18 protein-coding genes are annotated in these 23,162 nt (G+C 37.1%); 10 read left to right on the top strand and 8 right to left on the bottom strand.

All coding sequences use genetic code 11. From position 1 onward, the window contains the following. Complete coding sequence (locus KIK00_RS18820) at positions 1 to 1,890, top strand: monovalent cation:proton antiporter-2 (CPA2) family protein (protein ID WP_255813841.1); 1,890 nt, start codon at positions 1 to 3, stop codon at positions 1,888 to 1,890. A gap of 1 nt (position 1,891) precedes the next feature. Here KIK00_RS18820 and KIK00_RS18815 read toward each other — a convergent pair whose 3' ends face one another. Then, positions 1,892 to 2,716 (bottom strand): GIN domain-containing protein, encoded by an 825-nt coding sequence (locus tag KIK00_RS18815; protein ID WP_255813840.1) that lies wholly within the window; start codon positions 2,714 to 2,716, stop codon positions 1,892 to 1,894. Between the two features lie 257 nt (positions 2,717 to 2,973). Here KIK00_RS18815 and KIK00_RS18810 point away from each other — a divergent pair, with 257 nt between their 5' ends. Next, complete coding sequence (locus tag KIK00_RS18810; RefSeq protein WP_255813839.1) at positions 2,974 to 5,115, top strand: M3 family metallopeptidase; 2,142 nt, start codon at positions 2,974 to 2,976, stop codon at positions 5,113 to 5,115. A gap of 198 nt (positions 5,116 to 5,313) precedes the next feature. Beyond that, positions 5,314 to 5,691: a YchJ family protein gene (locus KIK00_RS18805; protein WP_255813838.1), complete on the top strand. Its 378-nt coding sequence runs from the start codon at positions 5,314 to 5,316 to the stop codon at positions 5,689 to 5,691. A 171-nt stretch (positions 5,692 to 5,862) separates the two neighbouring features. Here KIK00_RS18805 and KIK00_RS18800 read toward each other — a convergent pair whose 3' ends face one another. Both KIK00_RS18800 and KIK00_RS18795 read right to left on the bottom strand, forming a co-directional pair. Then, positions 5,863 to 6,363 (bottom strand): peptidylprolyl isomerase, encoded by a 501-nt coding sequence (locus KIK00_RS18800; RefSeq protein WP_047377711.1) that lies wholly within the window; start codon positions 6,361 to 6,363, stop codon positions 5,863 to 5,865. A 146-nt stretch (positions 6,364 to 6,509) separates the two neighbouring features. Then, on the bottom strand, positions 6,510 to 6,758 hold the full coding sequence (locus KIK00_RS18795; protein ID WP_255813837.1) for a VF530 family DNA-binding protein: 249 nt from the start codon (positions 6,756 to 6,758) through the stop codon (positions 6,510 to 6,512). A gap of 120 nt (positions 6,759 to 6,878) precedes the next feature. Between KIK00_RS18795 and KIK00_RS18790 the strand changes: the two genes are divergently transcribed. Genes KIK00_RS18790 through KIK00_RS18780 form a run of 3 tightly spaced genes read left to right on the top strand, consistent with a single transcriptional unit; the run spans position 6,879 to position 11,318 of the window. Beyond that, positions 6,879 to 7,031, top strand: a complete 153-nt coding sequence (locus KIK00_RS18790; RefSeq protein WP_255813836.1) for a hypothetical protein — start codon at positions 6,879 to 6,881, stop codon at positions 7,029 to 7,031. A 42-nt stretch (positions 7,032 to 7,073) separates the two neighbouring features. Then, positions 7,074 to 8,279, top strand: a complete 1,206-nt coding sequence (locus tag KIK00_RS18785) for an exonuclease SbcCD subunit D (RefSeq protein ID WP_255813835.1) — start codon at positions 7,074 to 7,076, stop codon at positions 8,277 to 8,279. Between the two features lie 3 nt (positions 8,280 to 8,282). After that, a complete protein-coding gene (locus tag KIK00_RS18780) occupies positions 8,283 to 11,318 on the top strand; it encodes an AAA family ATPase (RefSeq protein WP_255813834.1) in 3,036 nt (1,011 codons plus the stop codon). 68 nt (positions 11,319 to 11,386) lie between these two features. Here KIK00_RS18780 and KIK00_RS18775 read toward each other — a convergent pair whose 3' ends face one another. Further along, a complete protein-coding gene (locus KIK00_RS18775) occupies positions 11,387 to 12,412 on the bottom strand; it encodes an Atu2307/SP_0267 family LLM class monooxygenase (protein WP_255813833.1) in 1,026 nt (341 codons plus the stop codon). Positions 12,413 to 12,635: 223 nt separating this feature from the next. After that, complete coding sequence (locus KIK00_RS18770) at positions 12,636 to 14,774, bottom strand: DPP IV N-terminal domain-containing protein (protein ID WP_255813832.1); 2,139 nt, start codon at positions 14,772 to 14,774, stop codon at positions 12,636 to 12,638. Between the two features lie 351 nt (positions 14,775 to 15,125). Between KIK00_RS18770 and KIK00_RS18765 the strand changes: the two genes are divergently transcribed. Both KIK00_RS18765 and ygiD read left to right on the top strand, forming a co-directional pair. Continuing rightward, positions 15,126 to 15,638 carry a YceI family protein gene (locus KIK00_RS18765; RefSeq protein ID WP_047377704.1) on the top strand — a complete coding sequence of 171 codons (513 nt, stop codon included), beginning with the start codon at positions 15,126 to 15,128 and terminating at the stop codon, positions 15,636 to 15,638. Positions 15,639 to 15,717: 79 nt separating this feature from the next. Then, positions 15,718 to 16,545 (top strand): 4,5-DOPA dioxygenase extradiol, encoded by an 828-nt coding sequence (gene ygiD / locus KIK00_RS18760; protein ID WP_255813831.1) that lies wholly within the window; start codon positions 15,718 to 15,720, stop codon positions 16,543 to 16,545. 69 nt (positions 16,546 to 16,614) lie between these two features. Here ygiD and KIK00_RS18755 read toward each other — a convergent pair whose 3' ends face one another. The 3 genes from KIK00_RS18755 to hutH form a co-directional block, all read right to left on the bottom strand. After that, on the bottom strand, positions 16,615 to 18,096 hold the full coding sequence (locus KIK00_RS18755) for a S8 family serine peptidase (protein ID WP_255813830.1): 1,482 nt from the start codon (positions 18,094 to 18,096) through the stop codon (positions 16,615 to 16,617). A gap of 91 nt (positions 18,097 to 18,187) precedes the next feature. Beyond that, positions 18,188 to 18,634: a GNAT family N-acetyltransferase gene (locus tag KIK00_RS18750; protein WP_255813829.1), complete on the bottom strand. Its 447-nt coding sequence runs from the start codon at positions 18,632 to 18,634 to the stop codon at positions 18,188 to 18,190. Between the two features lie 89 nt (positions 18,635 to 18,723). Next, a complete protein-coding gene (gene hutH, locus KIK00_RS18745) occupies positions 18,724 to 20,211 on the bottom strand; it encodes a histidine ammonia-lyase (protein WP_255813828.1) in 1,488 nt (495 codons plus the stop codon). A gap of 130 nt (positions 20,212 to 20,341) precedes the next feature. Here hutH and KIK00_RS18740 point away from each other — a divergent pair, with 130 nt between their 5' ends. Both KIK00_RS18740 and uvrC read left to right on the top strand, forming a co-directional pair. Then, positions 20,342 to 21,103, top strand: coding sequence for a hypothetical protein (locus KIK00_RS18740; RefSeq protein WP_255813827.1), 762 nt, complete (start codon positions 20,342 to 20,344; stop codon positions 21,101 to 21,103). An 86-nt stretch (positions 21,104 to 21,189) separates the two neighbouring features. Next, entirely contained in the window at positions 21,190 to 22,983 is a 1,794-nt protein-coding gene (uvrC, locus tag KIK00_RS18735; protein ID WP_255813826.1) for an excinuclease ABC subunit UvrC, read from the top strand. Positions 22,984 to 23,162 lie beyond the last annotated feature (179 nt).

The following is a 23,162-nucleotide window of genomic DNA, read 5'->3' as shown; positions in this document are numbered from 1 at the left end:
ATGGAATCCAGCTTAGCGATGAACACATTAATTTTCCTGGGTGTAGCTATTATTATGGTTCCATTGGCCAGGAAATTGGGGTTAAGCTCTGTAATCGGCTATATTTTAGGGGGAATTATTATAGGACCTTATGTGCTTAAACTTACAGGAAACAATGTCAATGACATCATGCATGCCAGCGAGTTTGGAGTCATCATGTTATTATTTCTGGTAGGACTGGAACTCGAGCCCCGAAAATTCTGGGAAATGCGAAAGAAAATAATGGGCTTGGGACTTTCTCAGATGGCACTCACTATTTTATTACTTTTCTTAGTATTCATCAGTGTAGGCTGGAGGGTAGATAAAGCAATTACTATTGCCATGTGTTTTGCATTATCTTCAACGGCAATTGTTCTGCAGACATTGCAGGAAAAGAATAATCTCAAAACCACAGCAGGAGAAGCCTCATTCTCTACCTTACTGTTTCAGGATATTTCGGTAATCCCTATTTTGGCAATACTGCCTATTGTAGCGAACTATAAAGCCAAGCATCATGATAATGAAATTCAGATCCTCATCCAAAAGCTGCCGGAGTGGCTTCAGGCCGGGACTGTAATTTTTGGAGTTGTCCTGCTTATTTTACTAGGCAGGTATGTCTTTGTTCCTTTTTTACGCTATGTTTCAAAATCGGGGATGACAGAACTGTTGACAGCCTCTTCCCTATTCCTTGTTATTGGGGTTTCGGAGCTGATGGTTGTTATTGGTCTTTCTCCGGCACTGGGAGCTTTCCTTGCAGGGGTAATGCTTGCCAACAGTGAGTTTCGCCATGAGCTGGAAGCGCAGATCGATCCTTTCAAAGGACTGCTGTTAGCCGTTTTCTTCGTTAGTGTAGGATCAACTATCAATTTTAATGTTATTCAGAAAGATCCATTATTTATCTTCAGTACTGTCTTCGCTGTACTGGCTGTAAAATTTGTTGTTCTATACACTATTGGAAAGTTTTTCAGGATAGATACTCCTCAGAGTTTTTTTTATGCATTTGCCCTGTCTCAGGTAGGAGAATTTGCATTTGTACTGCTCAATTATGCATCGGATCTTTATCTTTTAGGACCTGAAATGAATGCTCAAATGATGGCAGTTACTGCAATTACCATGTGTATCACTCCAATTCTTTTAATCATTAATGAGAAGTTCATTACTCCGAAATTCATCAAAGAAATTCCCGAAGAAGAACATGATTATAACATTCTTGGTAGTGATGTTATTCAAAAGAAGATCATTATTGTAGGTTTTGGGCACTTTGGAAGCACAGTGGGACGCCTTTTAAAGGCCAATAAAATATCAGCTACTGTTTTGGACCGTGATTCTGACCGTGTAAAACTGCTCAGAAGCTATGGTTTTAAAGTATATTATGGCGATGCTACCAGAATTCCCATTTTAAGAGCTGCAGGAATTGAAGATGCGGAAATTTTGGTTTTATGTCTGGATGATCCGGATGATAACAAATTCATTGCAGAGCTGGTACGTGAACATTATCCTGAGGTGAAAATTTTTGTAAGAGCGAAAAACAGGATTGACGCTTATGATTATCTTAACAGCGGGGTCAATCATATCTACCGTGAGACATTAGGAACAGCAGTAGACATGGCTGTGGATGTACTTCATGAAACAGGAATGAGGAAATATGCTGCGAGGCGTATGGGGCAAAGGTTTATGGCTATTGATAAGGCATCCATCAGAAAGCTGGCCAAAATGAAGGAAAATGATGATGATATTACGCTGTTTACCACAAAAGAAATCCTCCAGCGGGAGGAGGATTTATTGGCTTATGATAATCTTAATTTTGATAATAAAAATTGGGAAGGATCCTCATCCACCGATGAAGAAGACGAAGAGGAATCCCAGGATTAGTTTATTGGATGTTTACGCTTCCGCCACTGCTTTCATCCTTAATTACACTCTTAAGTTCTCCTTTTTTCGAGATATCCACACTTCCACCGGATGAAGCGCCTGCTTTCACACTGGAAACAGCGCTGATCTGAATGTTTGCACCACTGGAAGCATCTGCTTCTACATTATCAGCGATAACCCCTTTAGCTGAAACACTACTGCCTGAAGATGCGCTGATATCGACCTTTTTCGCTTTTCCGGAAATATCCAGAGTAGACCCTGATGAAGATTCAATATCAAGGTTAACGGCCCATATTTTACCATCGTAGCTGCTGCTGCTTATGTTAATATCCATATCATTAGCTTCCAGATCTCCGGAAATGCTGCCTGCACTTGATGCTTCCACATCTGTTTTCTCCTGAGTAAATTTATCTTTTATGATAATCCTCGCAGCTGAATCAGCCAGAAGTTTATTAAAGTCTTTTGTATAAATTTTTGCAGTCACTTTGCTGATATTCATCACTCTGATACCAGGTTTATAATGAATATGCAGTTTTCCGCCGTCATTATCTACAAGAATTTCATTGATGATACTTTGAGGTGCTGAGATTTCTACTTTTTCTGTTTCAGATTTTATGATTTCAGCTTCTATCGCCTGAGAAACCTGAATCTCATCAAAATCTCCGTTAAATTCTTTATGCTGTATCGGGCCGCTTTCTTTGGTCACTACTTTCTCTACCCAGTTACTTCTGTCTTCATCTCTATCTCTGTTTCTGTTCTCATGTTTATCATTACATGAGGCTAAGGCCGCTAAGGCTGAAAAAATAAATAAAGTCTTTGTTTTCATGTTATTTCTTTTGTCAATTATTTTTGTTGATTTCTTTAATTAAATAACAACTAATTTATAAAAAATATTACATTACATTTAAAAATACTGCAATTGTCTGCAATCCAGATTTTTCAGAAAGAACTTAATGCACCCTGCAATGCCTAACTTATTCATTTTAAAATCACTCACAAAACGGTTTCAGTAAATACCTCTGCCAAAATAGATCCTATGATACAAGTTTTTAATATCTTTATGCTTTAATAACAACTATATTTATGAAGAATATTTCATCGGTATTATTAATTTCTGCCTTGGCGTTCAATCAATCTTGTACTACAATGAAACAGACCGATATTCAACAGGAGCTTCCTGCACCTGATCCCTCTTTATCTTCAAACCCTTTTATGAAGAAAAGCAAGCTTCAATACGAAGCTCCGGAATTTGACAAAATCAAAAATGAGCACTTCAAACCTGCTTTTGAATATGGTTTGAAGCAGCATGAAGCTGAAATTGTAAAAATTGCCAACAATCCGGCTGCCCCTACTTTTGAAAATACAATCGTTGCACTGGAAAAAAGTGGTGAAGTCTTGAGAAGAGCACAGATTGTATTCTCTAATCTTACAAGTGCGAACACAAACCCTACTTTACAGGCTTTGGATGAAGAATTTGCACCTATTTTTGCAGCTCATTCTGATAAACTGTACCTGAATGAAAATCTTTATAAAAGAATACAAGCCATCAAAGAAGATGGTCTTGATTCTGAAAGCAAAAGACTTGTACAATATTATAAGCAGAATTTTGAAATTGCAGGAGCGAATCTTTCTGCAGCTGATAAAGAAAAACTAAAGCAGATCAACCAGGAACTGGCTTCTCTTTCTACACAATATGCCAACAAATTATTGGAAGCGAGAAAGCAAGGCGGAGTATTTTTCTCTGATGCAAAAGAACTGGACGGACTTTCTGCTGATGAAATTGCAGCGGCGGCAGCTGATGCTAAAACGGCAGGACAGCCCGGAAAATATCTTCTGGCTTTACAAAATACAACACAGCAACCCCTTTTACAAAACTTAAAAAACAGAGCTACCAGAGAAAAGCTGTTCAAAGCTTCATGGACAAGAGCTGAAAAAGGAGATGCCAACGATACGAGATCAACCATTGAAAAACTGGCTAAACTGAGATTGAAAAAAGCTCAGATTTTAGGAAAGAAAAATTTTGCTGAATGGAAACTTCAAGACCAAATGGCAAAAACCCCTGAAGCCGCTACTAATCTGATGAACCAGATTGCAACTCCGGCAGTGAAAACAGCCAGACGTGAGGCCAAAGATATCCAGGATCTTATTGATCAGCAAAAAGGAGGTTTCAAAGTAGAGCCTTGGGACTGGAACTTCTATGCTGAACAGGTAAGAAAAGCTAAGTTTGATCTTGATGAAAGTGAAATAAAACCTTACTTTGAAATCACAACAGTTCTTGAAAAAGGCGTTTTCTTCGCTGCCGAAAAATTCTACGGACTGACTTTCAAAAAGAGAACAGATCTTCCGGTTTATCATCCTGATGTAGTAACTTACGAAGTTTTTGATCATGATGGAAAATCTATCGCGATTTACTACCTGGATTTCTATACAAGAGATTCTAAAAATGGTGGAGCATGGATGAGTAATTTTGTTGAACAGTCTTATTTATTAGGAACCAAACCTGTAATTGTAAACTGCTACAACTATCAGAAACCAGCTCCTGGGAAACCTTCATTAATAAGCTATGATGATGTTTCAACTATCTTCCATGAATTTGGCCACTCTATTCACGGGATGTTTGCGAGCCAGAAATATCCTTCTCTTTCAGGAACAAATGTACCAAGAGACTTTGTAGAATTCCCATCTCAGATCAATGAGCACTGGGCTTTAGATCCTGTGGTTCTGAAGAATTATGCTGTACATTATGAGACTAAACAACCTATACCGCAGGCTTTGGTAGACAAGATCAAAAAAGCATCTACTTTCAATCAGGGATACATGACTACTGAATTGGTTTCTGCTGCCGAGCTTGATATGGATTGGCATACAGTAAGCAACGACAGCCAGTTTATTCCTGTTCTTGATTTTGAAAAGCAATCTCTAACAAGCCATGGATTTAATTTAGCAACGGTTCCGCCAAGATATCATACTCCTTATTTTGCGCACATTTGGGGAGGTGGATATTCCGCAGGATACTATGCTTATTTATGGTCTGAGACATTGGATAATGATGCATGGGAATGGATCAGTAAGAATGGAGGGTTAACCAGGGAAAATGGTGACCGTTTCAGAAAATATATTCTTTCCGTTGGAAATTCTGTAGACCTGAACCAGGCATTCAGAGACTTTACAGGACACGATCCGGATATCAAACCTTTATTAAGAAACAGAGGTTTTATTAAATAAATCAATGGGAAGCATTCTTTAATCAGAATGCTTCTTTTTTATATAGACCTTACCCCACACTCAATCTGCAAGAGGTAAGATTTTCTGTGTTTTGGCTAAAGCTGATGGATTTTTCTTTGTTTATTTTTTAACGGGTTAAAGCCCGTTCCTATTGAATTTCATTATTTTTGCAGTTCAAAAAAATTTAAAATACAATATATGGACTGTCCCTGCTGTTCAGGAAAATCCTACGAAGAATGCTGCAAACCTTATCACACCGGAGAAAAATATGCTCCTACTGCTGAAGCTCTGATGCGTTCAAGGTTCTCTGCTTTTGCCATCTCAAATGGTGAATATCTCATGGAGACTACACTTCCCGGAAAAAGAAAATACCATAACAAGAAAGACCTTCAGGAATGGGGAGAAATTAACCAATGGACAAAACTGGAAATCATCCGTACTCCTGCTCTAAATCAGGTAGAGTTTAAAGCTTATTATACAGATCAGGATGGCCATCCTCAAGTTCATCATGAGTTTTCGGTTTTTCAGAAAATGCATGAACGCTGGTATTATGTTTCAGGGGAATTTTTAGATTAATAAATGGATATAGGAAATATAATGTGAAGTAATGCTTTGGGTATAGAACCACCCCGTCAAAAATTCTTTGAATTTTTGCCACCCCTCCGGAAGAGGAGAATGCCAAGCATTCAATAACTATTCAGCCTTATAAATAAAAATGTCCGAAAAACCGGACATTTATATTATTTTTTAGTGAGCTTCGTTTCCGTCAATTCCGTGAGCGTGACCATGAGCCAATTCTTCTTCTGTTGCAGGACGTGTGTTTAGAACTTCCACCTGGAAATCCAAAACTTTACCTGCCATTGGATGGTTAAGGTCTGCTACTACCACTTCTGGCGTTACTTCTACCACAAAAGCCTGGAAATTATTCCCTTGGTTATCAGATAAAGGTAAAATAGCTCCAACAGGTGGAGTTCCTGATTCTTTAAACATCTCAATCGGCAATTGTGCGATAGCATCCGCCTGTCTTTCACCGTAAGCTTCTTCAGGTTGAATAGTAAAATCAGCTTTATCACCAGCTTTCAAACCTAAGATGTTTTCTTCAAACTTTGGAATCATCATTCCTACACCGTACAAAAATGTAAGTGGATTTTCTGCTGTTGTTTCTTCTACAAGGACTTTAGTTCCGTCCGCTTCGATAGTGTGAAGAATGTAACGTACAGCTACAACGTGATTGTTTTCGATTGTCATATTTTTTCTTTTTTTCGTGATTACGTTTCACGATTAATGTTACAAATATACTATTTTTTGAAATGATTCAATGAGCTTGGAAGCTGGAGGACGGAAGAAGGAAGCTATGAAAGGCATAAGAAAAATATCTCTTCTTTTTACAGCCTTTATTTTTTTCTACCCTCTTCTCTTTTTTTCTGTCTCAGCATAAAGAGATACAGGCTTTCCACTTTTGTTCTTGCCCAGGGAGTTTTCCTTAGAAACTTCAGAGAAGAGTTGATGCTTGGGTTGTCTGTAAAACATTTTATATTGATCTGTTCGCCTAGCCCTTCGAAGCCTTTATAGTATTCTACAAGTTCTTCAAGGATAGCATCCAGCCTTTTTCCATGTAAAGGATCTTTGGACTGTTGTTCCATCTTTTTTTTGCAAAATTAATTTATTATAAGTTTATACGGAAATCCACACCCCTTCTTCCCTTTTTGTTTCTTATTTTTGAAGAAGCTATTTCTCACCATAAAATTATTCTGTACAAAGATATGAGCAAAAATAACGATGCGAACAGGAAAAAAAATAAAAAGAAGATTGATCAGAAAAAACGTAAAATACAAAATGCAGAAGCAGAAAGGAAAACCCGTTTAAAGCAAATCCGAGAAGACTTCAAAGCAAAAGAATCTGATAATCAACCATAGAAATCGTTGATTACTCAACTTACTTTAAACAATAATAAATTTATGAAAATTCTGCATACTGCCGATTGGCATTTGGGAAAAAGACTGGACCGCTTTTCACGACTGGAAGAGCAGGTTTTGGTAATGGAAGAAATTATAAGCATTGCTGATGAAGAACATGCAGATCTTATTCTTGTTGCCGGTGATCTTTTTGATAATTTTAATCCAAGTGTAGAAGCCGTTGAACTTTTTTATAAAACATTAAAACGTTTATCTCTGAACGGGAAACGTCCTGTAATTGCCATTTCAGGAAATCATGACTCTCCCAGCTTAATCAATGCTCCAAATCCTTTAGCTCGTGAATGCGGAATTATTTTAATAGGTCATCCTAAAGCTGAAATTGCACCTTTCAGTACAGAATATTTCAACATTACCAACTCAAAAGAAGGTTTTATAGAACTGAAAATTGATGGTATAGATTTCCCTGTAAGAATTCTTCACACGCCTTTCGCGAATGAGATCCGTCTAAAGGAATATTTTGGTGAAAATAAAGAGGAAGAAATCAACAAAGTTCTTTCTCAGACGTGGAAAAATCTTGCTGATCAGTTTTGTGATGATTCCGGAGTGAATCTTCTTACCGCTCATTTGTATATGAATAAAAAAGGTGCGGAAATTCTGGAAGAGCCTGAAGGAGAAAAACCTATTAAAATTGGGAATGCAGATCTGATTTTTTCGGACAGTATTCCTGAGCAGATTCAGTATACTGCATTAGGTCACCTTCATGGTTTTCAGAATATCGGAACGAAGGAAAAACCTGTTATTTATTCATCTTCTCCCCTTTGTTACAGTTTCAGTGAAGCTGGCCAGACAAAGTATGTTTCCATTATTGATGCAGAACCTGGAAAAACAGTTTCTTACGAGAAAAAAATACTGAAAAGCGGAAGAACTTTAGTGAGAAAAACATTTACCTCCATCGAAGATACTGTTCAATGGCTTGGTGAAAATCCGAATACCTTTATTGAGCTTACTCTGGAAAGCGAAACTTTTTTAACAGCTAATGAAAGAAGATTAATTTATCAGTCTCATAACGGAATCGTTCATCTTATTCCAAAAGTCAGAAATCTGGAATTGGCAGAAGATCAAAACCATGAAATCAATTTAAGTCAGGATATTGATATCTTATTCAAAGATTATTTTAAATCTAAAAACGGCGGGCAGGAAGCCAATGAAGAACTGATGAATTTGTTTAACGAAATTTTAAATGCATAAGCTATGATCCCTGTTCAATTAACTATCGAAGGACTCTACTCGTACCAGGAACGACAGACTATTGATTTTAGAAATCTTACTGAAGCGGGACTGTTTGGTATTTTCGGGGCGGTAGGTTCTGGAAAATCATCGGTTCTAGAAGCAATTTCGTTTGTCTTGTATGGAGAAACGGAACGTCTGAACATGCGTGATAAAAGGGCTTATAATATGATGAATTTAAAATCAAACAGTTCTTATATAGAATTTGATTTTGTAAATTATGAGAATAAACTTTTCCGTGCTACCCGTGATTTTAAGAGAAATTCCAAAAAATTTGAAGAGGTAAAGCCTAATGCCGTTACTTTCTATGAAAATAATAATGGCAAATGGATTCCTCTGGATCATTCGAATGCAGAAACAATCATTGGGTTAAGCTATTCCAATTTTAAGCGAACCATCATTATTCCGCAGGGACAGTTCAAAGAATTTCTTGAGTTGGGTGCTGCAGAAAGAACGAATATGATGAAGGAGATTTTTAATCTTCAGAAATTTGATCTTCAGAACAATGTTTCCGCGCTCCATGTAAAAAACAGATCTGAGCTGGATCAGCTTGAAGGGCAGTTAAAAGGTTTTGAAGAAATCAATGAAGAGAAAATCAAAATCCAGAAGGAGCAGCTGACAGAAGAACAGAAACTCCTTTCTGAATCCAATGAAAAACTGGAAAAGATTTCCCATTCATACCAACAGCTGAAAAATTTAAAAAGCGACTTTGACAGTTTACAGCAGAATAAGGAAAAATTCAGCAAGCTCTCTGAAGAAAAACCCCAGATGGATGCTCTGGAAGCACAGGCAGAATTATACGACCGTACTTTCAGACTTTTCAATCCTTTAATTATTGAAAAAAATAAGCTTTCAAAAGAAATTACGGAAAAGCGGAATGAGAGAGAACAGCAGATCAAAAGCTGGCAGGAAACTGAAAAGGTTTTTACTGTCATAAAAGAACAGCTTACTGCTCTTGAACCCCAATTTAAGGCTTTAGAACAGTCCAAAATTCAGGAAAATGATATGAACCTCATCATTCAGGTTCTGAAGTTTACTGAAGAAATCAAAATTCTGAATGAAAGAACACAGAAAGGTTCTGAAAAAGTAAAAGAAGTAGATCTCAATAAAGAGAAGATTCAAAAGAAGATTGATGAATTTTCTTCACAGGTGAAAATATTGAAAGAACAAAAACTGGATTCAGCATTGTTATCTGAAGTGGGAAATTGGTTTATTCAACAAAAAAATTTAAAAAAATCACTTCAGGAACAAACGGAAAAGATTGAGAAACATCAAAAACATATCGGAGAAATTGCAGAAGAATTAAAACCTTTTGCTTACAATGAAAATTATAAGGAAGACTTCAGAATCAGAAAAGAAATCTTAGAAACCAAGAAAAAGGAACTTTCCCAAAAACTGGATCATCTCAAAATACAAAAAGAACTTTCCCGTTTTGCCAGTGAGCTTCATGACGGTGAGAACTGCCCTCTTTGTGGTTCTAAAGAACATCCGCATATTGTGGAGTTTCATGATGTAAATGCTGAACTGCAGGACATTCAGGAGAAAATAACATCCGTAGAACAGGAAGCAGCGGGTCTTCAAAAGCAGGAAGCCGAAATTGACAAAATCCTGGACCGAAAAAAAATCTTCGAGGAACAGCTTCTTTCGGAACAAAAAACAGTTCAGCAGATTCAGGAAAATATTGAAAAACATATCCTGAATTTTGCATGGAAACCATTCTCTCCTGATCAGGAAAAGGAGTTTGAGAAAAAACGCTCAGACTCATTTACTTTAGAAAAAAAGATTGAGGAAACTGAGCGAAATATAGCCCAGGAAAGGGAAATGCTGGAAAAAGAAACCAAACTTCTGGAAAAGTACAAGGGTGCGCTGGAAGCTTTCCGGATGGAAGAAGTTTCAAAACAGGAACAGATCAATATCAGCCGTACCGGGCTTAAAATTCTTGACTGGAATGTGTATGCTCAAAAAGAAAAAGCTGAGATTGAAGAAGCTTATCAAAAGCTGGTACAGTCTAACAAGGAAACCGAAGAAAATTACCAAAAGGCATTACAGCAGGAAAAAATTCTCTCGCCGAAACTTGCAGAGCAAAAAGCCATTGTCAGCCAATCTGAAAAACAAATCACCGAACTTGAGAAAGAAATTTCCGCAAATGAGGAGGCTATTGTCAAAGCTTTAGCGGATCAAAATTTCACGGAATTCAAAGCGGTTGAAAATATTTTACTTCAGGAAATTGACATTCAACTTGTGAGAGCCAAAGTTCAGAATTTCAAAGTCGAATTTGAAGCTTTAAACAAATTCATCGGAGAACTGGAATTAAAACTGAAGGGACTTTCCTTCAATAACGAACAGTTTTTTCTGGCTGAGCAGCAATTTCTTGAAGCGCAAAGCGAACAGAAAAAAATCAGTGATTCTGTAGTGACTAAAACCGCAGAAATAGACCGCCTGGAAAAAGAGTTTGTGAAAAAAGAAACTCTTTTAAAAGAACTTGCAAAACTTCAAAAACGTTCAGAAAATTTAAAACTCATGATGAACCTGTTTAAAGGAGCAGGTTTTGTTCAATATGTTTCATCTATTTATCTGAGACAGCTTTGTGATCATGCTAATGTTCGTTTTCATCGGATGACCAGAAATCAGCTGAGTCTTCAGCTTAATGAAAATAATGATTTTGAAATCATTGATTACCTCAACGAAGGAAAGAGCAGAAGCGTAAAAACCCTTTCGGGAGGACAGGCATTTCAGGTATCTTTAAGTCTGGCGCTGGCACTGGCAGAAAGTGTTCAGACCAATGCACAGGCAGATAAGAACTTTTTCTTTATTGATGAGGGCTTTGGAACTCAGGATACAGAATCTGTAAACATCGTATTTGAAACACTCACCAATCTGATGAAAGAAAACAGGATTGTAGGGATTATTTCTCATGTTGAAGAGCTGAAAGAGAAAATTCCTATGGCTCTGAATATTATCAAAGACGAGGAGAGAGGAAGTCTTATTGAGATTATTTAACTCAATCTAAAAGACAAAAGCCACAAAGAACAGACCTTTGTGGCTTTTGCACCTCATAAACTTCTCTGTTATAGTCCTTTTACAACAGGTTTTACTGCTTTTCCAAATAACTCGATAGACTTCATCATCACCTCATGAGCAGGATCTCCTACGTCCATATGGCCTATAAATCGTGTAATTCCGAAGATCTCCTTCATATAAGCAATTTTGTCTGCTACTTCTGCCGGGTTGCCGATAAATAATGCGCCGTCTTTGCTTCTTCCTCCGTCGTACTGCATTTTGGTGTAAGGAGCCCATCCTCTGGAAACTCCTATCCTGTCCATCTGGGATTTATAATTATGAAAATAACCATCAACTGCATTTTGATCGTCACTCACAAAAGTATGTGAATGAACGGCAATCTGCATTTTGGAAACATCATGTCCTGCTTTTTGGTACTCCTGTTTATAGAATTCGATCAGATTTCTAAACTGGACAGGCATTCCTCCAATGATGGCTACCACTAAAGGCATTCCAAGCTGAGCTGCACTCAAAACAGACTGAGGAGTTCCTCCCACGGCTCTCCAGATTGAAAGTTTTCCATCATTTTTTGCTCTTGGATACACAGTTTGGTTCTGCATTGGGGCACGAAGTTTTCCGGACCAGCTTACGTTTTCCTCAGAATTGATTTTCAGTAATAATTCTAATTTTTCGTCAAATAACTGTTCATAGTCATCTAAAGAATATCCATACAACGGAAATGACTCGATGAAACTTCCTCGTCCTACAAATATTTCAGCTCTTCCGTCTGAAATCAAATCCAATGTTGAAAAGTCTTCATATACTTTTACCGGCTCCGAAGAACTCAAAACAGTAACTCCACTGGCTAATTTTATATTTTTTGTTATGCTTGCTGCCGCTGCCAATACTATTTCCGGAGAGGAAACAGCATAATCCGGACGGTGGTGCTCTCCCATTGCAAACACATCAATTCCCACCTCATCCATCAATTTTACCTGATCCAGTATCTCACGGATCTTAATTCCTGCATCTCTATACTTCCCGGTTGACTGGTCAAATGCCAGATCACCGAACATTCCTATTCCTAATTCCATATTGTTGATTTTAGTGTTACAAAATTACCACTATGAAAAATCAAAAACATTGATGTTTGTTAAGATCGAAAAGTTGTTTTTTAAAACACGAATAACACTAACTTGTCACTAATAACGCGACATAGTCATTGCGAGCAAGGCTAAGCAGTCTCAATTGAGCATATGCAGCAATATTAAAATAATATCAAAAAAATCCAGCCTAAAACTAGACTGGATTGTATTATTATTTCTTCAGATACAAATCAAAATAATCTGTGATTTTCTGCATCAAATGAACTCTGTCTTTTCCGATCACATTATGGGGATGTCCCGGATACGTAAAGTAATCCAATTGAACTCCATTATCAACCGCCGACTTAATGAACTTTATAGAATGCTGCCATACTACTACATCATCCTGTGCCCCGTGAATCATCAGTAATTTTCCTTTCAGATTCTGAACTTTATCCAAAAGATTGGCCGCTGCATATCCCTGTGGATTTTCCTGTGGAGTGTCCATATACCTTTCTCCGTACATGATCTCATACATGCTCCAGTCGATTACCGGTCCTCCTGCTACTCCTACTTTAAATACATCCGGCTTACGAAGCATAAAACTTGTTGTCATAAATCCTCCGAAGCTCCATCCATGGATTCCCATTTTTTCTCCGTTTACATAAGGAAGAGATTTTAAGTACTCTACCCCTTTCATTTGGTCATTCATTTCTGTAGTTCCCAGATTTCTGAATACAGCCTGCTCGAATTTCATTCCACGGTTAGAAGAACCTCTTCCGTCCATTGTGAAGATGATGTACCCGTTCTGAGCCATATATTCATACCAAAGGTTTCCGGAAGCTGGGAAAGTATTTGTGATCAGCTGTAAGTGCGGTCCGTTATACAAATAAACAATAGCAGGATATTTTTTATTCGGATCAAAGTTTGTTGGAAGAATAATTTTTCCATACAAAGGAGTTCCGTCATCAGCCTTTAGTTCTACATTTTTAATTTCTGGTCTCTCATAATTCTTTAATGGATTTTCAGAAGTGAGGATATTCGTAGATTTTAAATTGGAAGTATTGATAATATTGGCAACTCTCGGTGAATTGGCATTGCTGTAAGCATCATACAGGTAATTTCCATCGCTGCTTAATGTTCCGATGTGCATACCTTCTGCATTGTCCAGCCTTTGCATCTTGAAGTTCGTCCAGTTGATTCTATATAAATGTCTTTCTAAAGGAGTTTCTTTTGTAGACGTGAAATAAATTTCCTTTTTCTTTTCATTGAATCCTAAGATATCAGTTACCAGCCAGTCACCCTTTGTGATTTGTGCAACCAGTCCTTTTTCTAAACTATAATGGAACAAGTGATTGTATCCTGTTCTCTGACTCTGCCAGATAAAATCTGTATTGGAATTCGGGAAAAAAGTAAGTGGATGCTGCGGCTCTACATATTTGCTGTCTGTTTCTTCAAATAATGTTTTTACCAGTTCCCCGGTAGCAGCATCGTATTGGTTCATTTTCATATGATTCTGACCTCTGTTCAAAACACCTACAAAGATGTATTTTGAATCCGGACTCCATGTAACGGCCGTCAGATATTGGTCTTTTTCACCTTCAACTTTTAAGAAAGTAGTAGATTGAGTTTTAATATTGAAAACCCCTAATGTCACCTGGTGAGAAGTCTGCCCAGCCATTGGATATTTGATATTGTGGTTTACAGCAGGCGTTACAGACCAGTCAATGATCGGATAATCAGCTACCATGCTCTGATCCATTTTATAGAAAGCTACACTCTCAGAGTTAGGTGCAGGAAAAATTCCTGTGTCTATCCCGAATTCATTTCTGTGAACAGCCTGTCCGCTGATGATATTTTCATTCGTTTCGTTGGTTACAGCAATAGTTTTCCCGTTTCTGTTTACAAATAAATTATTCCTTACTGTGAAGGCAAAAGTCTGACCGTCACCAAACATTTTCACGTTCGAAGCATCCTGATCAATGGCAGCCGTATTTTTTACTTTCCAGTCGTTTCCTGATTTTTCAATCCACGACATTTTACCGCCTGTAGTAAAATACCCATTAGAGGTCCCTGTAAATTTGATTGATGGAACAGCTTTCAGCTTATCACTAGATAGGTTTCGGTTTAGCTGGTTCAATGAGATCAGAGTATCCTGCTTGTTGGTTTTCAAATCTGTAATCAAATAACCGCCTTTTACTGCCTGGATGTAAGATTTTCCGTCCGCAGCCCATGAAAACTGGGAAATATTTTTCACAGCAAGGTTGGTTCTCATTCCATTTACAGCCTCCGCCATAGTAAACTTCTGGGTCTGGGCAAATGCTGAACTGCCTAAAACCAGCATCAATAAAGAAAATTTATGTAATTTCATTGTATAAAATTGAATCCACCAAAAATAAGAAATAAAAATCATTCGTTAAGAAATGTTAAATTAAAACATTCATAAAATGGAATTCATGTATTCAAAGGAATTATTTCTTAACTTAATAGTAGAATTTTTTAAAGTCAATTGTGAATTGTCAATACGCTCCGCTTGTCAATTTTTAAATTTTGGAAAGTTATATACGCTCATCATTCACTTGCGAAGCTAAATTGACGATTGACATCTATAAAATTTGATATTTTAAATGTAAAGTGTATTTCTTATCCTATATCAATGACTTGTATATGTTCTCTATCCTAAATTTGCATCATTAATAACAAACAAAAAATACAAAATACAATGGCAACAAAATGGATTTTAGACCCTACGCATAGTGAAATTACTTTCAAAGTAAAACACATGATGATCTCTAACGTAAAAGGAAGCTTCAGAACTTTCACAGCTGAAATTGAATCTGAAGACGAATTCTTTGCAAATGCTAAAACTACAGCTACGATTCAGACTGATTCTGTATTCACAAACAATACAGACAGAGATAATCACTTAAAGTCTGCAGAGTTCTTCAATGCTGAAGTACATCCTACGATCACTTTTGAATCTCAGGCATTAAATAACGCTATCGTTGGAAACCTTACCATCAACGGAATTACAAAACCTGTAACGCTTGATGTAGATTTCGGAGGAATCAATGTAGACCCATGGGGAAATACAAAAGCAGGTTTCTCTTTTGAAGGAAAAATCAGCAGAAAAGATTTCGGATTAAACTGGAATGCAGCTCTTGAAGCAGGAGGTGTAATGGTAAGTGATGATGTGAAAGTAGCTGGTGAATTACAGTTTGTAAAACAAGCATAGTAAATAACATATATTACAAAAGGTTCAGGGATTTTCTAAAAGCCTTGAACCTTTTATTTTTTTATAATCTTCAATATTTATGAACCTCAACGATCTTCAAAACATAAGCGACGGTTTCAAAAGCACACAGAGAATGCCTGTTTTATTTCTTGGACATGGTTCACCGATGAATGCCATTGAAGAGAACCAATTTGTACAGGGTTTCCGAAAAGCAGCCTCTGAGATTCCTAAACCTAATGCAATTCTTTGTATTTCTGCTCACTGGTATACAGCTGGAACTTTTGTAACAGCTATGGATATGCCAAAAACCATTCATGATTTTTATGGTTTCCCGAAAGCACTTTTTGATGTGCAGTATCCTGCTCCCGGAAGTCCGGAACTGGCAAAGGAAACTGCAGAACTACTTCTTCCGGTAGATGTGGAAGAAGACCACAGCTGGGGACTGGATCATGGTGCATGGTCAGTGATCAAACATATGTATCCTGATGCAGATATTCCTGTGATTCAGCTGAGTATAGACCATACAAAACCACCGCAGTATCATTATGATCTTGCCAAGAGACTCAATAAGCTGCGTGAAAAAGGAATTCTGATCATCGGAAGTGGAAATATTGTTCATAATCTTCGTCTCATCGACTGGAAAAATATCAATACAGTGGGAGCTGGCTGGGACTGGGCAGTAGAAGCCCGGGAGAAAACCAACAACTGGCTTCTTGACGGTAATTTTCAGAATATTATTGATTATCAGAAACAGGGAACTTTCTTACAGTATGCTGTGCCTACACCTGATCATTATCTTCCTTTATTGTATACTTTAGGCTTGAAAGATCAGTCTGAAGAACTTACTTTATTCAATGATGAACTTATCGGAGGATCTTTGAGCATGACGAGTGTAAGGATCGGATAGCCTACTCTAAAAATAAAAAAGGAAATACCTCAGCTGAGATATTTCCTTTTCTTTTTATGGAATGGTTATTTATTGTACAGCTTTCAGAACATTGATGTTTCCGTAGCCATAGCTTGAATTAACATTTGGATAGTAAGTTGCAGACTGTCTCATTTTGTTAAGTACCTGCTCTCTCGTCCATGATGGATTTTTAGCCCAAACCAGGGCTGCAATTCCTGCTGTAGCTGCTGTAGCTACTGAAGAACCACCCACATAATCTGCCTGACCGTTGTAATAACTCAAAACCGGAACGGTATTTCCTGAAGCTCTTTCCATCTGGAAGGTAAAGTCGATCTGGCTCCCTGAGTGGCAAACATCACATTTCTGATTGGATGTATTTTCTTTTACTCCTGTGATCGCCTGAGTTTCCGACATTGATGCAGGGAAAATTACTCCAACGAAGCTGGTAAAGCTGGTAGAAGTTCCTCCGGCACAGAAAATCAGTTTTCCTTTAGAATAAGCATATTTAACACCATCTTCAATTTTTCCAACGGAGAATATATGTCCCATTGACATAGAGATGATTTTTACACTGGTATTGTTACCTAATTCTGTAAAAGCAGTCTTTACAGCAGTCTGCTCACTGGAAGTTTCCAGGACAACATTTTCTGCAGCTCTGTATGCAATCAGATTGGCATTGTAGGCTACTCCTACAGGCAATCCTGCATTATTTCTCGGAGCTGTCATCACAGAAGCCATTTTTGTTCCGTGCCCGCACTGATCTCCCGATCCGTCTGAGTTATACAATCCGAATTTACTGATCGTTCTTCCTGATGAAGCACCATTGTTAAAACTTCCTCCTAACAAAGTCTGTTCTGGAGAAACTCCGGTATCAATAAGCCCGATTGTAACGCCTGCTCCTGTACTGTAACTCCATGCTTCAGGGATGCTGTGCTTGGTGAAAGCCCATGGAATTTTTGCACTTGGTGTGGTAGATGTATAATCTGCTGTACTTAATGTTGATGATGAAAAACCACATCCTGATGAACCACTTCCAGAGGATTTTGCAGCAGCATTATACTGAGCCTCAAACTCAAAATAATGATAGTCTGCCGGCTCTACATATCGGATTGTTTTCATTTGTCTAAGGGCAGTAACAGTTTCTTCATTTTCAATCACAACATCCATCTGATTAAGATATTGATCTGAAAGAAGAAGGAAATTTCTTTCATCTTTTCCTTCATATTTTTTGATCACAGAAAGGACTTCCTTTTCCATATCACTGCTCTTTGCAGATTTGCTTCTGTCAAAGTCATCCTTAGAAGCTCCAAAACCGATGGATACCATTTTGTTTCCACGGAAAATAGCACTCCATACAAAATGATCAGATTCATTCTTCCAATTGAAAGTACCATCCGCTTTAATGGCCTGATTGATCCTTTCATTGATCTGCTTTGCAGTCAGCGGATCTTTCTGAGCCATTTCTGTTTTTACATTTTCATTCTGAAGTTCTTCTCTGGAACACGAGTTTAAGGCAAAAAATATTGCCATTAGGAATACAGTTTTTTTCATATGTTATAATTTTGGTTGGAGCCACAATATAACACTTTAACGGGAATTAAAAATTGAAAAAAAATGAATTTACCATTACATGAATATTAAATTACAATACTTTCTCGTAGCAGACACTTTGCTCTATTCCAACGTATTGCCCATAATTGGGTATTCTGTAAAAACCACTTTTTTCATAGACTGAGATGGCACTTTTCAGATCCTGAGAAGTTTCCAAAACCGCTTTTTTAAAATTCAATTCTGCTGCCCAATTTTCCAATTCTTTTACAATGGCTGAACCTAGTCCTTGTTTTCTGAATTCCGGATTGGTAAACATTCTTTTTATTTCTACAGTATCTTCTGAAAAGGGTTTAAATGCTCCACAGGCTGCAGGAATATCATCTATGTAAGCTACTACACAGTTTTTGATGGTATCAATTGTATTGAACTGAGCAAAGAAATCATCATCCTCTCCATTATGCTCGGCTAAAGTGGCATCGAGGGATTTTACAAGATTTTGAAAATCTGTGTTGCTGGAATCTGTTCTGATTATGTACATTTAATTTTATTAAAGATTCAAAAATTTAATAATTAAAACATTTGTGAAAACAAAAAGCTCCCTTTCGGAAGCTTTTATTTTATTTTAGATTAGTTGACAACAAATTTTCTTTCGTTAATCAACTCTGCAATTGCTAGCATATCTTTTCCAATTAATCTGTCATCTTCAAGCTTAGTAACTTTAGAACGAAGAATGGCGAAGTTTTCTTCAATCACTTTAGAGCATTTTGCCGGTCTTCTGAACTCAAGTCCCTGAGCAGCAAACATCAGCTCTACTGACAGAATATTTACAAGGTTTCCAAGAACCTGATTGAACTTTCTTCCTGAGATACTTCCCATAGAAACATGGTCTTCCTGACCTAAACTTGTAGGAATAGAATCGGCCGATGCCGGGAAACATAATGTTTTATTTTCCGTAACCAAAGCAGCTGAAGTGTACTGAGGAATCATAAATCCAGAATTTAATCCTGAGCTTTCCGTCAATAATCTTGGTAATCCGTACTTCCCTTCTAATAATAAATAACTTCTTCTATCGGAAATATTTCCTAATTCTGCTGCAGCCAGTGTAGCATAGTCTAAAGGCAGAGCCATCAACTGTCCGTGGAAGTTACCACCCGAAATAGATTCTTCAGCACTTAATACAATTGGATTGTCTGTTACAGAGTTCAATTCTGTTTCTGCCATTCCTTTAAGGTGCTCAAAAGCATTTCTGCTGGCTCCGTGAACCTGTGGTACACATCTCATAGAATAAGGATCCTGAACTCTCTCACAATCTTCGTGAGCTTTCATATTTTCTGATCCTTTTAAAAATTTAAGCATTCTTGCCGCTACTTTTTTACTGCCTTCAAAAGGTCTGATCTCATGAAGCTCTTTTTTGAATGGGCTCGCAGAACCTCTGTATGCTTCAATACTCATTGCAGCAGTCATATCCGCAAGATCTAATAAGTATTCAAACTTTTCAAGTCCTTTTATCGCATGAGCAAGGATAAACTGAGTTCCGTTAATCAGTCCCAGACCTTCTTTTGGTCCTAAAACCAATGCTTCAAGGTCATGTTTCTGCAGAACTTCCATGGTCTCAGAAACCTGATTTCCTTCCCAAACCTGTCCTAAACCAAGTAAAGGCAACACCAGATGTGCCAAAGGAGCCAGGTCTCCCGAAGCTCCTACAGATCCTTGTTCAGGAACCACGGGAATAATATCTTTTTCAAGCATCAGAATCATCCTTTCGATAACTTCAAGAGAAACTCCGGAAAATCCTTTTGAAAGGGCATGAACTTTAGCAATCATCATAATCTTGGAAAGTTCTTTATCAATTGGTTTTCCTACTCCTACTGCATGAGAAATGATCAGATTATATTGTAACTGAGCTGTTTCGTCTGCTGATATTTTAGTATCACATAAGGGTCCGAACCCGGTATTGATTCCATATACACATCTGTCAGACTCTACTATTTTCTGTACGTTTTTCTGAGATTTTAAAATTTGTTCTTTTGCGGCTTTATTAAGCTTGGCTTTATTTGGCTTTTTACAGATTTCCAGAACATCATGGAAAGTAAAAACATCTACTCCGTATATCATTTCTAAAAAATTTTCTTAAAATTACGCATTTAACAATAATTGGAAAAGCTAAATTTTAATCTTCTATATTTTTATATAAACAAGGGAATTAATTTACTATTTTAGCCCCGAAAATTAAAAACAATAATACATGAGACTGAAAACTCTACTCCTTGCTTTATGTGTAGCAAGTACAACTGCTTTCGCCCAGAAAGTAAAATATTCTAAAGAGGACATCAAAAAAATGGAAACTTACCTTTTTAATGAAGGTTTTAATACTCCATCTCCTAAGAAAACATCTACCATCATCTTAAAAGACGGAACTACCTACAAAGGTTTCTGTAATAAGATTGAAACCAAAAAAGGACAGATCTACGAAGTCGCTATCAAAGACAGTATCACAAAAAAGAACGCTACTTTTACTGCTGATCAGATCAATGAGATGTATGTGTATCCAAGCAATGCAGAAAAGATTGCAAAGGTGGCAAAATACATGGGAAATATCAGAAACTTCGGAACTAAGAAGCTGACGAAAAACACCAATAATGATAGGATTTATTTTGTAAACCAGACAGTTTCTTTAAAGAACAAAAAAGATGATAAGGAATTTCTGATGCAGGTTATCAATCCAGGTTTTGATGATATTATTTCAGTATACCATGATCCTAGGGCTAAAGAAACAACAGGTTTTTCTGTAATGGGGTCTCCACAGCTTGGAGGCGGGGTTATCAAATCTTATTATGTAAAAAAAGGCGACAAAGTGATGTGGCTGCATAAAGATGATTTTGAAGACAATTATGATTTTCTATTTGGAGACAATGCTCAGTTTATGAAGCAATATCCTAAAAACTCTGTAGAATGGGATTACTTCAGTTTTCTTGTGAATGAATATACAGCCATGACAAACGGATAAAACACTTCCATCAATAAAATAAAACCTGCAGACTCATCTGCAGGTTTTTCTTTTTTAAATAGGGAAAGTTTCCTTAATTTTGTTATATGAATCCTTCTTTAGAACTACAGCTCAAAACCTTACCATCCGAACCCGGCGTTTATCGTTATTATGATAAAAACGAACAGCTTTTGTATGTTGGGAAAGCTAAAAATCTTAAAAAGAGGGTGCTCTCTTATTTCAACAAAAACCTTTCCGGATACAGGATCAAAATAATGGTCGGTAAAATCCAGCGATTGGAAACAACAATTGTAAACAGTGAGTACGATGCACTTTTATTGGAGAATAATCTGATCAAGGAACATCAGCCGTTTTATAATGTCATGCTGAAAGATGACAAGACCTATCCGTGGATCTGCATCAAAAATGAAGATTTCCCAAGAATTTTTCTCACAAGAAATGTAGTTAAAGATGGATCCGAGTATTATGGTCCTTATGCAAAAGTACGTCCTGCAAAGATTTTACTGGATACGATCAAGCATATTTACAAACTCAGAACCTGCAATCTGAATCTTTCTCCGGCAAAGATTGCGGAAGGAAAATATAAAGTCTGCCTGGAATATCATATCAAAAACTGTGAAGGACCGTGTGAAGATCTTGAAAGCAAGGCAGAATATGATGAAAAGATAGATGCCATCCGTGGAATAATCAAAGGAGATTTCCGCAAAGCAAAGGATTATCTGGTTAATCAGATGATGAAACTGGCCTCTAATCTTCAGTTTGAGCAAGCTCAGATCATTAAGGAAAGACTTGATATTCTTGAGGATTATCAAGCTAAAAACACTGTCGTTAATCCTAATATTGATGATGTGGATGTTTTTGGAATGACCAGTGATGAAACCGCAGCCTATGTCAATTTCTTTAAAATCAGAAATGGAAATATCATCCAGAGTTTTACTACTGAGATCAAAAAGATTCTTGAAGAAACAGATGAAGACATTATGGAAGAAGCATTGATTGAGATCCGTCAAAAGTTTTCTTCTGATTCCAAAGAAGTTCTGCTGCCATTTCATTTGTCTGTAGAAATTCCTAATGTAAAACTGATTGTTCCTAAGGTTGGAGATAAAAAAAGAATCGTAGAGCTTTCTGAAAAGAACGCTAAAGAATATCGTTTGGAAAAACTAAAACAGGTTCAGATTGTAGATCCTGAAAGGCATACTAACAGAATCATGGCTGAAATGCAGAAACTTCTCAGAATGCCGGTTGAGCCCAGACATATTGAAGGCTTTGATAACTCAAATATTCAGGGAACCAATCCTGTCTCAGCATGTGTTGTTTTCAAAGACGGCAGACCAAGTAAGGCAGATTACAGAATCTTCCATCCTAAAACTGTGGAAGGACCTAACGATTTTGCAACTATGGAAGAAGTAATCTACCGCCGTTACAAAAGGATGCTTGATGAAGGTGAAGATCTTCCCCAGCTGATTCTGATAGACGGAGGAAAGGGACAGCTGTCTTCTGCTGTAAAGAGCCTGAGATTACTGGGACTTTACGGAAAAATTACCATTGTAGGTATTGCCAAAAGACTGGAAGAGATTTTCTTTCCTGAAGACCCTATTCCTTTATATCTGGATAAAAAATCCGAGACTTTAAAAATTCTGCAGCGTGTACGTGATGAGGCTCACAGATTTGGTGTAAAGCATCACAGAACCAGAAGGAAAAATTCAACTATTAAATCTGAACTGGAAGAAATTCCCGGTGTTGGAGAAAAAACTATTGAGCTGCTTCTGTCTAAACTAAAGTCTGTAAAACGTATCAAAGAAGCCGATATGGAAACCCTGGAAGAAATTTTAGGGAAAAGTAAGGGTAAAGTGATTTGGGAGTTTTTCAACGCCAATTGATGATCTGACGTAGTTCAACGGTTCTTTTTCACTAATAAATACTTCTTTTTTTATAAAATTTTATATCTGTTTTTTATTTCATTAATCAGTAACAAGAATCAACATTCCCTTAAACACAAGATAATTTATCAACAAAAAATACAAATAAATAAATATTTTACTAAATAATAGCATTATTT

Source organism: Chryseobacterium sp. MA9 (assembly GCF_024399315.1).
Lineage (GTDB): Bacteria > Bacteroidota > Bacteroidia > Flavobacteriales > Weeksellaceae > Chryseobacterium.
The sequence above is the reverse complement of the archived record's forward strand: the minus strand, read 5'-3'. Positions and strand labels throughout refer to the sequence as shown.